Genomic DNA, 13,810 nt, shown 5'->3' with positions numbered 1-13,810 from the left:
CTGCGCCACTCGCGGACCCGCCACTCGCGAGACTGCGCCACTCGCGGACCCGTCAGTCGGTGGAGGTGACGTCGATCGCCCCGGCGGCGAAGTCGACGCGCACCTGGAAGCGTCCGCGGTGCATCACGATCCACGAGTCGTCGTCGGCGACCTCGACGCGGAAGTCAGCAAGCGACGGATCGGACAGCTCGGGGAACTCCCGGCGCAGCGCGATGAGGGACGTGTGCAGCTCGAGGATGTCGGCGTGGTCGGGGTGGTCGAGCTCCGACCAGTCGAGCTTCGACCGGCGGAACGTGGCCTCGTCCATCGGATCGGGCACCTCCGACTCGCCCCACCCGTGCCGGCCGAACTCCTTGCGGCGACCGTTGCGGACGGCGTCGGCGAGGTCGGGATCGGGGAAAGAGGCGAAGAACTGCCACGGCGTCGACGCGGCCCACTCCTCGCCCATGAACAGCATCGGCGTGTAGGGCCCCAGCAGGACGATCGCCGCGCCGCACGCGATGAGCCCCGGTGACACCGTGGCCGAGATGCGGTCGCCCGTGGCCCGGTTGCCGATCTGGTCGTGGTTCTGCACGTACGCCAGGAACGCCGTACCGGGCAGCGCGGCGACGTCGACCGGCCGGCCGTGCGAGCGCTCCCTGAACGACGACCACGAGCCGTCGTGGAAGAACGCTCCCCGCAGCGTCTTGGCCAGGGCACCCGGAGCGGCGAAGTCGGCGTAGTAGCCGTCGGTCTCGCCGGTCAGGCGGACGTGGATCGCGTGGTGCAGGTCGTCCGACCACTGCGCGTCCATGCCGAGCCCGTGCTCCGAGCGTGGCGTGACGGTGCGGGGGTCGTTGAGGTCGGACTCCGCGATGAGCGTCAGCGGACGTCCCAGCGCCGCGGACAACGCGGCGGTCTCGGCCGACAGCTCCTCGAGGATCGGCAGTGCCCGCTTGTCGGCGAGGGCGTGGACGGCGTCGAGCCGCAGGCCGTCGACGTGGAAGTGCTCGAACCACGTGCGCGCGTTGTCGAGCACGTAGCGGCGCACCTCGTCGGAGCCCGGTCCGTCGAGGTTGAGGCCCGGCCCCCAGTCGTTCTGGCCGGCGAAGTACGGGCCGAAGCGGTCGAGGTAGGCGCCCGACGGCCCGAGGTGGTTGTAGACGACGTCGAGCACCACGCCGAGACCGCGCGCATGGCACGCGTCGACGAAGCGCTTGAATCCGTCGGGCCCGCCGTAGGGCTCGTGCACCGCGCCCCACAGCACTCCGTCGTAGCCCCAGCCGTGCGGGCCGTCGAACGAGTTGACCGGCAGCACCTCGACGAGATCGATGCCGAGAGCGACGAGGTGGTCGAGGCGCTCGATCGCGGCGTCGAACGTGCCGCCGGGCGTGAAGGTGCCGATGTGCAGCTCGTAGATGACCGAGCGGGCGAGCTCGCGGCCCGTCCACGACTGGTCGGACCACCCGAAGGCGTCGTGGTCGTAGACGCGCGAGGCCGCGTGGACGCCCTGGGGCTGCCAGCTCGAGCGCGGATCGGGCAAGGGCGTCTCGTCGTCGCCGAGCACGAAGGCGTAGTCGGTGCCGGGTGACGCGGCGACGTCCGCCGCCCACCACCCGCCGTCGCTCTCGCGGGACATGTCGTGGTCGACACCGTCGACCCGCACGCGCACTCGTTCGAGGTCGGGGCACCACACGCGGAACGTCATGCTCCGAGCCTAGGCGGCGCCACCGCTACCCGCCCGAGGCGACCGCCACCCACGTGCCGTCACGCCGCTCGATCGTGCCGGTCCACGCGTACCAGAACTCGGCGTCGAACCTGTCGCCCCCGCCGTAGAGGGTCGCGACGCAGCCGTCGTCGTCGGACGTCGTCGTCGCGACGTCGGGCATCGGGGTGGGTGCCGGCCAGCTGGTCGCGTCGGCCTTCGCCACCTGGAACGAGGGGCGGCAGGCCTTCGCGCCCGTGACGTTGCCGCTGACCCGGATGATCTCGCCGTCGTCGGCCGCCATCAGCGCGTCGCGCCGCGGGTCGCTGGGCAGGTCGACCCGGCGCATGGACGTCGTGGGGCTCCACGTGTAGCTGGCCTCCGCGCCCTGGAACAGGTGCACGTGGTCGTCGCCGCGGCCGACCTCGACGGCGGGCCGGACGAGCGTCTCGACGTCGAACGTCGTGCCGTCGGCGGTCGCGATCGCGATGCCGGCATCGGGGTCGTCGGTCGTGCCGAGCTCGAACGGGCGGTCGGACCGGTAGCAGCTGACCATCGCCAGCACCGCCAGCTCGTCGCGCTCGGACGACAGGAACCGGCACGTGGTGCCGCGCGGCGCGGTGGCGACCTGGACGGGTGCTGACCACTCCTTCGACCCGTCACGCCGCAGCTGGGCCATGATGCGCCGGCCGTCGGGCGATCCCAGCGAGAGCGTGCTGCCGTCGGACCTCCCGGACGTGACGTTGGCGATCGACGACTGCCCTTCGGTGTCGGGATATCCCTGCAGCGGCGCCTTCGGCTCCTCGACGGCCCAGGAACCGTCCTTCATCCGCCGGAACTCGACCGAGTCGGCGATGTCCTCGACGTACACCGTGGCGGAGCTCTTCGTGAGCTCGATGCCGGAGATCGAGCACGGCTGGTCGGCGGCGTGATCGGCGCTGACGGCGCGGGAGACGTAGGCCGCCTCGCCCACGGCGCTGGTCAGGAGCCGGTAGCGGCAGCCGTCGCCGTGCGCCTCCGGGGCGATCGCGCCGAAGCTGCCGTCGGGGAACATCTCGGACGACGCACCCTTCGGCAGTCCGACGACGGCCTCGGTGCTGAACGTGCCGTCGTCCCACAGCAGCACGTCGTCGCCCGCGAGGTCGAAGGACGCCTGTCGGCCCGACGCGGCGAGCTCGGTGTGACTCAGCGTGCCGTCGGGCGTGCGGTGGCCGGGCGCGCAGTCGCGGTCGCGACAGATGACCTGGGCGGTGTGCTGGGGCGCGTAGTCGTCGTCGAGCACCTTCTCGGTCCAGAAGTCGGCGTCGATCGCGATGGTGTCACCCGCCGCCGTGACCGAGATGCCGTGCGTGAACTGCTCGGCCTCGGTGTAGACGGTCTGCGGCTCCGACCACCCGGACGAGCCCTTCGCCTGCCACTGCGCGACGACCCGGTGCCCGTCGGGAGAGCCCACCGAGACACGTCCACCCCCGGGGAGCTTCGTCGTGGTCGCCGCCTGGAAGCCTTGCGGCTGCAGCGACCCCGTGTCGTCCGGCGTCGACCCGCACGCGGCCAGCAGCCCGGCAGCTGACAGCACGGCCAGCGCTCGTCTCACCACGGATGCCCCCATGCCCGCCACGGTAGACGGTGAACGCTCGGCCAACAGCATGGACGACGTCTGCCGTCCGTCCTACCGTGGACGGATGATCGTCGTCGCCGCGCTCCTGGTCGTCGTTGCCGCCATCTCCGTCGTCGGCCTTCGCCGCCGGCACCGCGTCACGCGCGACGACACCCTCCGGGTCGGCGACGAGTCGTCGGTCGACGGGCACGAGGCCGCCCGTCGCGCCCAGGGACGCGCTGCGTGGACCCGGTTCAGCGGCGGCTTCTGACCACCGTCACGATCGGACGAGCAGCGCCACCGGGTAGCGGTCGAGCAGGGACGCCAGGCGCGCCGGTGCCCCCTCGAGCACGTCGCCGGTGAGCAGGTCGGTCCACTCCCCCGGGCCCAGTTCGATCGTGGTGTCGCGCCAGCCGCCCGCACGGCCGAGGCCCACCGGCAGCCGGGTGGCGACCACGACGAGGCCGTCGTCGGCACCCCGTGCGTATGCGACAGCGTGCTCGGCCGCCGGACCCTCGGCGTGCAGCGCCCGGTAGCCGCGGAACAGCTCGGGACGGTCGCGCCGCCGGGTGAGCGCGCGGTGGACCAGCAGCAGCTTCGCGGCACCCGACTCGTCGACGGCTGGTACCTCGCCGTCGCCGATGCGCGCCAGCATGCGGCGTCGCTGCTGGTAGTCGACGGGTCGACGGTTGTCGGGATCGACGAGCGAGAAGTCCCACAGCTCGGTGCCCTGGTAGACGTCGGGGACACCCGGTGCGGTGAGCTGCAGCAGCTTCTGGCTCAGTGCGTTGGTCCAGCCGTGCGGCGTGATGCCGTCGACGAAGGCGTCGACCTCGTCACCGACGGCGTCGCGCACCGCGGCCGGCCAGTCGCGGATGCGCTGCTCCAACTCCTCGTCGGCGTCGGTCCACGTGGTGCGGATCTTCGACTCGCGCGCGGCCTTGAGCAGGTAGTCGACGAGCCGTTCGTCGCTGATGGGGGCCGCTCCGACGAGGGTCTGCCACGCCAGCAGCTCGAGCGACGGCTCGCCGAGACCGGCCCGAGGCGACCAGTCGCGGACGTGGACGGCGAACTCGTCGGCGACCTCCGCGAGCACCGCCAGGCGCGCACGGACGTCCTCGGAGCGCTTGGTGTCGTGGGTCGTCAACGTCGTCATGGCACCGGGAGAGCCGGCCTCGCGGGCGGCGGCCAGACGGTGCAGCTCGTCGACGCCGATGCCGAACCGGTCGGGCGAGCCGCCGACCTCGTTGAGCGCGGCGAAGCGCGTGTAGCGGTAGAACGTGGTGTCCTCGGTGCCCTTGGCCACGACCATGCCTGACGTCTGCTGGATGCGGGTCGCGAGCTCGCCCTGGGGGTCGTCGGTGACCTGCCTGTCGAGCGAGTCGAGCGCAGCTGACAGGTCGGGGCGACGCTCGCGAGCCGTGGCGATCGAGCTGTGCCAGTGGCCGGCCTCGTCGGGCAGGTAGGAGCGGTAGACGTCGAAGGCGATCATGGTCTCGGCCACGGCGGCCCGAGCCGCCGCGGTGTCGACGTCCTTCACCAGCGCCGCGATGCGATGAACCTCCGCAACCAGGATGTCGTCGGTGACGAGGCGGCGAGCGGTCTGCTCGACCGCTGCGTAGTCGGTGTCCTGACCGAGGTCGGCAGCCAACGACGTCAGCGCGCCCTCGCCGGCCGGATCGACCAGCACGCCGAAGATCTCGCCGAGCGCGTCGTAGCCCGTCGTGCCGTCGACGGGCCAGCTGATCGGCAGCTGCTCGCCGGGGTGCAGGATCTTCTCGACCACGATCCACGCCTGCGGCGCGGCGTCCCGCAGGCGCTGCATGTACCCGGTCGGATCGGCCAGGCCGTCGGGGTGGTCGACCCGCAGACCCGACACGTCGCCGTCGGCGACCCAGCGCAGCACCTCGGCGTGCACCGCCTCGAAGACGTCCTGCAGCTCGACCCGCACGGCCGCGAGCGTCGTGATGTCGAAGAAGCGGCGGTAGTTGAGCTCGGTGCTGCCACGGCGCCAGTCGACGAGCTCGTAGCTCTGCCGGTCATGCACCTCCTGCGGCGTGCCGGAGGCGTCACCCGTGATCGGAAACCGCTGGTCGTAGTAGGCCAGCTGGTCGCCCTCGACCGTCAGCGCGTCGAGGTCGTCGGCCGATCCGAGGACGGGCACGAGGACGCGATCGCGCGACCAGTCGATGTCGAACCAGTGGGCGAACTGCGAGGCGCGGCCCTTCGACAGGACGTCCCACCAGAACGGATTGGCCGACGGCACCTCGATCGACATGTGGTTGGGCACGATGTCGACCACGAATCCGAGGCCCGCGGCCCGCAGCGCGTCCGCCAGCGCGAGCCGGCCCTCCTCGCCGCCGAGGGCCGGACGCGCGATGCGCGGATCGGTGACGTCGTAACCGTGCGTCGACCCCGGCGTCGCGTCGAGCACCGGCGAGACGTAGACCGCCCCGACGCCGAGATCGGTCAGGTAGCCGACCACGTCGCGGGCGTCGTCGAACGTGAACTCCGGCCGCAGCTGCAGCCGGTACGTCGAGGTGGGCGTCGTCATGAGACGACCCGCTGCAGCACCACCAACGACCGCCCCGGCAGGGTCAGCGTCCCTCCGGCGGGCACCGTGTCGCCCATCGGCGTGGATTCGACGGTGCCGGCGCAGCTGTCGACGACCATGCTCCAGCCCGGTCCGTAGTGCTCGTCCGGCAGCGTCCACTCGATGTCCTCGAAGTGGGCGTTGAACCCCATCAGGAACGAGTCGTCGACGACCCGCTCGCCGCGCCGGTCGCGGTCGGCGATCGCGTCGCCGTTGAGGAACATCACGATCGACTTGCCGAAGCCGTCGTCCCAGTTCTGCTCCTTCATCTCCTCGCCGGCCGGAGTGAACCACGCGATGTCGCGGAGCTCGTCGTCCTTGCGGATCGGCTTGCCCTCGAAGAACCGGCGCCGCCGGAACACGGGGTGCTGGTGTCGGAAGGCCGCGAGTGCCGACGTGAACTGCGTCATCGACTCGTCACCGCCGGCCTTCTCCCAGTCGATCCACGCGACCTCGTTGTCCTGGCAGTAGGCGTTGTTGTTGCCGCCCTGGCTGCGACCGAGCTCGTCGCCGTGCAGGATCATCGGCACGCCCTGCGACAGCAGCAGCGTCGCCATCAGGTTGCGGCGCTGGCAGTCGCGCAGCGAGATGATCTCGGTGTCGTCGGTCGGCCCCTCGACGCCGCAGTTCCACGAGCGGTTGTCGTCAGCACCGTCGTTGCCGTCCTCGCCGTTCTCGTCGTTGTGCTTGTCGTTGTAGGCCACGAGATCGGCGAGCGTGAACCCGTCGTGCGCCGTGATGAAGTTGACCGACGCGTACGGTCGCCGTCCGTTGTCCTGGTAGAGGTCGGACGAGCCGGTGATGCGCGACGCGAACTCGCCCAGCGTCGCGGGCTCGCCGCGCCAGAAGTCGCGCACGACGTCGCGGTACTCGCCGTTCCACTCCGTCCACTGCGGGGGGAAGCCGCCGACCTGGTAGCCACCGGGGCCGACGTCCCACGGCTCGGCGATGAGCTTGACCTGGCTGACCACCGGGTCCTGCTGCACGAGCTCGAAGAACGTCGCGAGCTTGTCGACGTCGTAGAACTCGCGCGCCAGCGTCGCAGCGAGGTCGAAGCGGAAGCCGTCGACGTGCATCTCGGTGACCCAGTAGCGCAGCGAGTCCATGATGAGCTGCAGCGCGTGCGGGTTGCCGACGTTGAGGGAGTTGCCGGTGCCGGTGTAGTCCATGTAGTACTGCTGGTCGTCCTCGACCAGGCGGTAGTACGACTGGTTGTCGATGCCCTTCATCGACAGCGTCGGTCCGAGGTGGTTGCCCTCGGCCGTGTGGTTGTAGACGACGTCGAGGATGACCTCGATGCCAGCCTCGTGCAGGGCGCGCACCATGCCCTTGAACTCCTCGACCTGCGCGCCGGGACGCGAGGTGTAGGCGTCGTGCGGCGCGAAGAAGCCAATGGTGTTGTAGCCCCAGTAGTTGGTCAGCCCCTTCTCGACCAGGTAGTGATCGGTCACGAACTGGTGCACGGGCAGCAGCTCGATCGCCGTCACGCCGAGTCCCTGCAGGTGGTCGACGATCGAGGGGTGGCCCAGCGCGGCGTACGTGCCGCGCAGCTCGTCGGGGACGTCGGGGTGCGTCATGGTCAGGCCCTTGACGTGGGCCTCGTAGATGATCGACTCGTTGTACGGCGTGCGGGGCAGGCGGTCGTTGGCCCAGTCGAAGAACGGGTTGGTGACCAGCGAGTACGGCACGTGCCCGGCGGAGTCGAGGTCGTTGCGCGCCTCGGGGTCGTCGAAGGAGTAGCCGAACAGCGAGTCGTCCCAGTCGACGCCGTGCGAGAAGGCCTTGGCGTACGGGTCGATCAGCAGCTTGTTGGGGTTGCAGCGCAGGCCCTGGGCGGGCTCGTACGGCCCGTGCACGCGATAGCCGTAGCGCTGACCGGGTCCGACGCTCGGCAGGTAGCCGTGGTGGACGAAGCCGTCGACCTCCTCCAGCCGGATGCGCGTCTCGGTGCCGTCGTCGTCGAACAGACAGAGCTCGACCTGGTCGGCGACCTCCGAGAAGAGGGCGAAGTTGGTGCCGACGCCGTCGTACGTGGCGCCCAACGGGTAGGCACTTCCGGGCCAGGGGCGCAAGGAGTCTCCAGTGCTGGTGGGTGATGGTCGTTCGGTGGTCCACCCCTACTACCCCTGATGGGCGAGGTGCAACCGGTCGGCGGCTGTGAGGTCAGTCGCGCGGACGCTCGGCCTGCAACGGCGCGATGACCTCGGCGACGTGGGCGTCGTCGAAGAACTCCTCGAGCGACACCGGCAACGGTATGCGCCAGTTGGGGTACTCGTCGACCGTGCCCGGCAGGTTGGGCTGGCGGCGCTCGCCGATGACGTCGGTGGGCGCGCTGAGGACGAGGCGGGACGCCGCCCGGGCGATGACGGCGTGCAGGGCGACCACGGGATCGTCGACGTCGATGCCCTCGGCCTCGACGAGGTCCATCAGTGACTCCCGGTCGGCGGCCGCGGCGGCCAGGGCGTCGTCCTCGGAGCCGTCGAGCAGATCGAGGGAGGCCCGCAGGCGCACGTGCTCGGCGTCGAGCCACCCCGTGGCCGTCGGGAGGTCGTGCGTCGTGACGCTCGCCATGGTCTCGGGCTCCCAGTCGCCGGGCCGCACGAAGGGCTGCCCGGGGGCGTCCCAGTCGCGCTCGAACCACAGCACCGACGAGCTCAGCATGCCGCGCTCGTGCATCGTCTCGGTGACGACGTCCTCGACCGTCCCGAGGTCCTCGCCGACGATGATCGCGCCGGCGCGGTGCGCCTCGAGCGCCAGCACCGCGAGCATCGCCTCGGCGTCGTAGTGCACGTAGGTGCCGCGGTGGGCGGGCTCTCCCGGCGGGATCCACCACAGGCGCCACAGGCCCGCGATGTGGTCGATGCGGATGCCGTCGGCGTGGCGCAGGACGCTGCGGACGACCTCGCGGAACGGCGCGTAGCCGGCGGCGGCCAGCTCGGCGGGCCTGAACGGCGGCAGTCCCCAGTCCTGGCCCAGCTCGTTGAAGGCGTCGGCGGGGCACCCCACGCGCGCTGCCGGCGCGAACACCTCGCGCTGCGACCACGTGTCGGGGCCGCCGGCGCTGACGCCCACCGGCAGGTCGTGGACGATGCCGACGCCCATGCCGCTGTCGCGGGCGGCCGACCTGGCCGCGTCGAGCTGCTCGCGGCACAGCTGCTGGAGCCATGCGTGGAACGTGATGCGCTCGGCCAGCTCGACCCGCAGCTGGGTGACGGCCGACCCCGCGGGGTCGTGCAGGGACGCGGGCCAGTCGCGCCAGTCGCCGCCATGCAGCTCGGCGAGGGCGCAGAACGTCGCGAAGTCGCGCAGCTGAGCGTCGGGCTCGAACGACTTCTCGGCATCGGGTCGGTGCGGCCAGAGCAGCTCGAGCGCGGCGTGCTTGGCGTCCCAGACCGCATCGTGCTCGATCTCGGCGGTGTCGTTGCGGGGAGCGAGAGCCAGGACCGCGGCTTGGACCGCCGCGTCTGCCGAGCGATAGGCCGCGGTGTCGGTGACGCGGAGGTAGAGCGGGTTGGCGAATCGGCGGCTGGCCGGCGAGTACGGCGAGCGTTGGATCGGGTGCGTCGGCGCCACGGCCTGCACGGGATTGACCAGGATGACCCCTGCCCCCTGCTCGGTGCCGGCACGGCGCGAGAACTCCGCCAGATCGCCGAAGTCGCCCATCCCCCACGAATCGGCCGATCGCAGGGCGTAGAGCTGGAGCATCCATCCCCAGGTCGGCCGGATGTCGGGCATCCGTGGGGGCGCGACGACCAGGGTCGACGTCTGGTCGCCGGCGGCGATCGCGTGCCATCCGAGGGGCAGGTCGCCCGGAAGATCGTGGTCGGCCTCGACGTGCAGGCTCGTGCCGTCCTCGAGGTCGATCCGTGCCGCCGTGCCGAGCCGGTGCAGTCGTTCCCCGTGCCGCACCACCACGGTCGGGGGCAGGCCCTGTCGGGCATCGCGCTCCTCGACTGCCCTCAGACCCTCGGCGACCGCCTCGTCCGACGTCGCGTCGACATCCAGCATGCCCAGCACGGCCACGACGATCGCGTCATCGACGTGCACGACCTCGCGGTCGGAGCCCTCGTAGGTCGTGGCGACGCCGTGGGCGGCGGCGAGCCGGGCGAGCTGGTCAGCGCGAGTGACGGGCATGCCACCCAGCATCTCGGGTGGGTGGTGACGTCGCGGCGCCGCCTGCCGCGAAGGCGGCACGATGCCGCATCGGCTCGGGCGGGCCCAGCGGGGAGATGGCGCGAGCAGCGATCGAACGGGCGATCAGCAAGGGGTGCAGCATGGCGTTTCCTGTTCGACGGCGACGTGACGCGTGGGGTGTACCCACTCGGGGCTCCTCGACGCATCCGCCGCCGTCGCAGGGGTCATGAGCCCGTGAACGTCGCCTTGCCGGGACCGTTCTCGACGAACGACGTCATGCCGGCCGTGCGGTCGTCCGTCGCGAACAGGCCCGAGAACTCGATGCGCTCGATCTCGAGGCCCGTCTGCAGGTCGACCTCGATGCCGCGGTCGATCGCGCTCTTGGCCGCCCGCAGCGCGAGGCTCGGCCCGCCGACGAACTGCGACGCCCACTCGACGGCCTTGTCGTAGACCTGGTCGGCGGGGTGCAGCTGGTCGACCAGGCCGATCGCGAGCGCCTCCTGGGCGTCGACGAAGCGTCCGGTGAAGATCAGGTCCTTGGCCCTGGCCGGACCGACGAGACGCGTGAGTCGCTGCGTGCCGCCTGCTCCGGGGATGATGCCGAGCAGGATCTCGGGCTGGCCGAGCTTCGCGTTGTCGGCGGCGAACCGGACGTCGGTCGACAGGGCCAGCTCGCACCCGCCACCGAGCGCGAAGCCCGTGATGGCCGTGACGGTGGGCTTGCTGATCGCGGCGATGGCCCGCGTGAACGCCTGCAGCAGGTGGGCGTGCTTGACCATCTCGCCGTGCGACATCGTGGCCATCTCCTTGACGTCCGCGCCTGCCGCGAAGACCCGCTCGCCGCCGTAGAGGACCACCGCCGCGACGTCATCGCGCGCATCCGCCTCCTTCGCCGCGGCGATCAGCTCTTCTTGCAGCTGCGCGTCGAGCGCGTTCATCTTGGGCCGGTCGAGGCGGATCGTGCCCACCCCGTCGGTGACCTCGAGTCGGACGAATTCAGTCATGTCGTGCCTCCACAGCGTCGCCGGCGGGCTGGGTGCCGCCGTCGTGGTCGAGCATAGGAGGCCCCGCCGTCGCAGCACCGCGGCCCTTGCCGTCGCGGACCAGGAACAGCGGCGCAGCCAGCGCGAGCACGATCCCGCCGACGACCATCGCGGCACCGGGCGACGCGTCGGTCGCGACCGCGCCGAGCACCACCAGGCCGAGCGACCCGCCGGGGTGCATCGCCATCGACGACAGCGACAGCACCGTCGCCCGGTGCTCGGGACCGACCCGTTCGTGCAGGAGGGTCTCGTGGATCGCTCCTGCGGCAGAGTGCACCGCGTACGTGGCCAGCAATCCCACGACGACGCCGACCGGCCCACCCGCCAGGCCCATCGCGACGACCGTCGCCCCCTGGACGAGGCGCAGCGCCACCGAGACCGCGACCATGCTCCAGCGCCGCAGCATCACCGGCACCAGGGCCGCGCCGACCGCCGACACGCCCCAAGCGGCCGCTGTGGCGGGCCCCATCACCGACGCCGCGGAATCGCGGTCGCCCAGGAGCTCGGCGAGGCGGACCGGGGTCATCGTCTCGAAGGCGATCATGCCGAAGCCCCACAGCAGCATGACCCCCATGAGCGCTGCCAGCACGTGCGACCTGAGCACCAGCTGCGCGCCGGTCACGATCGTGCGCGGCGTCGCCCTGATCGAGGCGCCCAGTCGCCCCCGCCCAGAGCGACCCGGCTCGTCCATGAGGATCAGCGCGGCGACGATCTGCAGCAGGGTCAGCCCGATCGCGACCCAGTACGGCAGGGCCAGCGCATCGGCCCGCCCCAGAGGTGCCCAGGCGACGAGTCCCGCAGCCAGGATCGCGCCCGTCGCGATGCCGATCCCGCCGATCGTGGCGTACCCCGCGAGGCCTCGGGCGACCACGGACGTCCTGTCGGCCGGCGGGGTCGTCGCGTGGACCGCGTCGACGAACCACGCGTTGAGCGGACCGCTGTCGAGGGCGCGGTACACGCCGGCGAGGCCCGTCGCGACGGCGAAGGCCGCTGGCGTGTGCGCCAGCGCGTAGACGGAGTACGAGGCGACGCACACGACCGCCGAGGCCAGGAAGACGGGCTTGCGTCCGATGGCGTCGGCGAAGCCGCCGGTCGGCAGCTCGAGCACCAGCACGACGACGCCCTGCACGGCCGCCACGGCACCGTACTGCGCGATGGAGAGACCGCGCTCGAGCGGAAGCAGCGCCGCGACCGGCACGATCAGGCCCGTCGACAGCCACCGGATACCGGCGAGCAGCCAGAACCGCGTCCTGACCCTCACGGTGCCGTCGGCCTGGGCAGCGTCAGCACGTGCAGCACGACGTCCTCGGTGCCCGCGCGGCCTGTGTACCGGGTCACGACGGCGTGCAGCTCGTCCTGCAGCGCCTGCAGGTCGGCCGGATCGAGGCGCAGGCCGTAGTCGCTCATGCCGATGCCCGGACGGGGCTCGGTCCACGCCTCGAGCCCCTCCCGCAGGTAACGCTCCTGCCGCCGACGGACCGCGTCGACGTACTCCCGACCCCCGTCGAGGTCGGACAGCGACGAGGGGAACGAGGTCGCGTCGTGCAGAGCCCGCCAGCGTCGCTCGCGGGCCGACGGCTGCTCCTCGTCGTCGGCCACGAAGCCGAACCGCTCGAGCTGCCTCAGGTGGTACGACGTCGACCCGCTCGACTGACCCAGCGCGCGACCCAGCTGCGAGGCGGTGGCCGGGCCCGCGGTGCGCAGCCGACCGAGCAGCTCGAGCCGCAACGGGTGGGAGACGGCCTTGAGGGTCTCGAGGTCGTCGACGACCTTGGAGGTGAACGGCATGCCACGACGATAGACCGCAAAGAATATTTTGCAAAGGGTTCTTGGCGATACGCCGGCCGCACGGCTGAGCCGTGTCCCACCCCTCCCGATAGCCTGAGCCCATGCCTGCGAGCCTCCGCGACGACGACCTCACCCTCGAGCCGACGTCAGGCTCCGAGGAGTTCACCGGCTTCGCGATCGTGCTCGACGGCGAACGGGTCGGCACCGTCGCGCTGCGCGCCGAGACGGCCGGCACGGCCTCGATCCGTTGGAAGTCCCGCATCGAGCAGCCCTTCGTCGTGGCCCGCGCGCTGCGGCTCGCGATCGGTCACGCGTTCGCGACCCTCGGCGTCGGACGGGTCGAGGTGCGCCTGTCGGCCGACGCGACTCGCGACGTCCGCGCTGCCTCCATCGCCGGCCTACGCCGCGAGGGCATCGTGCGGCTGCCGGGCGACGGACCCGATGACGTGCTGATGGCGCGCCTCAGCGACGACCCCGCGGCCGAGTCCCGCGACGGCTTCATCGCGATCCTCAACGCCGGCCTGCCGACCAAGCGGGTCATCAGCCAGGGACTCGTGCGCGATGAGCAGGGCCGCGTGCTGCTGTGCGAGCTGACGTACAAGCAGGAGTGGGACCTGCCCGGCGGCGTCGTGGAGGTGGGCGAGGCACCGTCGGTCGGCCTGGTGCGCGAGCTGCAGGAGGAGCTCGGCATCACCGTCGAGGTGCGCCGCCTGCTGACCGTCAACTGGCTGCCGGCCTGGCGCGGCTGGGACGATGCGTGCATCTTCCTGTTCGACCTGGGCGTCGTCGACAGCGACATCACCGACGGGATGTCATTGCAGCCCACCGAGATCAAGGCCGTGCACTGGTGCGACCCCGCCGACATCCGCGACCGGGCGACGGGTGCCGCGATCGAGCTGCTCGAGGCCGTCGAGGCCGGCTCGCTGCCGACCTACCGCGAGGCACCCAAGCAGGCCGAGTAAGTAGCGGGC

10 protein-coding genes are annotated in these 13,810 nt (G+C 71.5%); 2 read left to right on the top strand and 8 right to left on the bottom strand.

Annotation, left to right across the window (positions count from 1 at the left end):
- Nucleotides 1-52: 52 nt before the first annotated feature.
- Both treZ and JOF40_RS12370 read right to left on the bottom strand, forming a co-directional pair.
- Nucleotides 53-1,687: a malto-oligosyltrehalose trehalohydrolase gene (gene treZ / locus JOF40_RS12375; protein WP_129184914.1), complete on the bottom strand. Its 1,635-nt coding sequence runs from the start codon at nt 1,685-1,687 to the stop codon at nt 53-55.
- Nucleotides 1,688-1,712: 25 nt separating this feature from the next.
- A complete protein-coding gene (locus tag JOF40_RS12370) occupies nt 1,713-3,293 on the bottom strand; it encodes a hypothetical protein (protein ID WP_129184916.1) in 1,581 nt (526 codons plus the stop codon).
- Here JOF40_RS12370 and JOF40_RS12365 point away from each other — a divergent pair.
- Nucleotides 3,292-3,552 carry a hypothetical protein gene (locus JOF40_RS12365; RefSeq protein WP_129184918.1) on the top strand — a complete coding sequence of 87 codons (261 nt, stop codon included), beginning with the start codon at nt 3,292-3,294 and terminating at the stop codon, nt 3,550-3,552. The two genes, JOF40_RS12370 and JOF40_RS12365, sit on opposite strands and share 2 nt — an antisense overlap.
- 6 nt (nt 3,553-3,558) lie before the next feature.
- Here the strand turns inward: JOF40_RS12365 and treY are convergent, their stop codons facing one another.
- The 6 genes from treY to JOF40_RS12335 all read right to left on the bottom strand — a co-directional run bounded on the left by treY (nt 3,559) and on the right by JOF40_RS12335 (nt 12,839).
- The gene (gene treY, locus JOF40_RS12360) at nt 3,559-5,835 is read right to left on the bottom strand and encodes a malto-oligosyltrehalose synthase (protein ID WP_129184920.1); all 2,277 of its coding nucleotides are present in this window, start codon (nt 5,833-5,835) and stop codon (nt 3,559-3,561) included.
- Nucleotides 5,832-7,946 carry a glycogen debranching protein GlgX gene (glgX, locus tag JOF40_RS12355; RefSeq protein ID WP_129184922.1) on the bottom strand — a complete coding sequence of 705 codons (2,115 nt, stop codon included), beginning with the start codon at nt 7,944-7,946 and terminating at the stop codon, nt 5,832-5,834. Before glgX ends, treY begins: the two co-directional genes overlap by 4 nt.
- Before the next feature lie 91 nt (nt 7,947-8,037).
- A complete protein-coding gene (gene malQ, locus JOF40_RS12350) occupies nt 8,038-10,008 on the bottom strand; it encodes a 4-alpha-glucanotransferase (protein ID WP_129184924.1) in 1,971 nt (656 codons plus the stop codon).
- A gap of 224 nt (nt 10,009-10,232) precedes the next feature.
- Nucleotides 10,233-11,012 carry an enoyl-CoA hydratase/isomerase family protein gene (locus JOF40_RS12345; RefSeq protein WP_129184926.1) on the bottom strand — a complete coding sequence of 260 codons (780 nt, stop codon included), beginning with the start codon at nt 11,010-11,012 and terminating at the stop codon, nt 10,233-10,235.
- Nucleotides 11,005-12,312 carry an MFS transporter gene (locus tag JOF40_RS12340; RefSeq protein ID WP_209674573.1) on the bottom strand — a complete coding sequence of 436 codons (1,308 nt, stop codon included), beginning with the start codon at nt 12,310-12,312 and terminating at the stop codon, nt 11,005-11,007. The genes JOF40_RS12345 and JOF40_RS12340 overlap by 8 nt, the downstream gene beginning before the upstream one ends.
- Nucleotides 12,309-12,839, bottom strand: a complete 531-nt coding sequence (locus JOF40_RS12335; protein WP_129184928.1) for a winged helix-turn-helix domain-containing protein — start codon at nt 12,837-12,839, stop codon at nt 12,309-12,311. Before JOF40_RS12335 ends, JOF40_RS12340 begins: the two co-directional genes overlap by 4 nt.
- 101 nt (nt 12,840-12,940) lie before the next feature.
- Here JOF40_RS12335 and JOF40_RS12330 point away from each other — a divergent pair, with 101 nt between their 5' ends.
- Nucleotides 12,941-13,801, top strand: a complete 861-nt coding sequence (locus tag JOF40_RS12330; RefSeq protein WP_209674571.1) for an NUDIX hydrolase — start codon at nt 12,941-12,943, stop codon at nt 13,799-13,801.
- Nucleotides 13,802-13,810 lie beyond the last annotated feature (9 nt).

It is taken from the genome of Aeromicrobium fastidiosum, assembly GCF_017876595.1.
Classification (GTDB): domain Bacteria; phylum Actinomycetota; class Actinomycetes; order Propionibacteriales; family Nocardioidaceae; genus Aeromicrobium; species Aeromicrobium fastidiosum.
The sequence above is the reverse complement of the archived record's forward strand: the minus strand, read 5'-3'. Positions and strand labels throughout refer to the sequence as shown.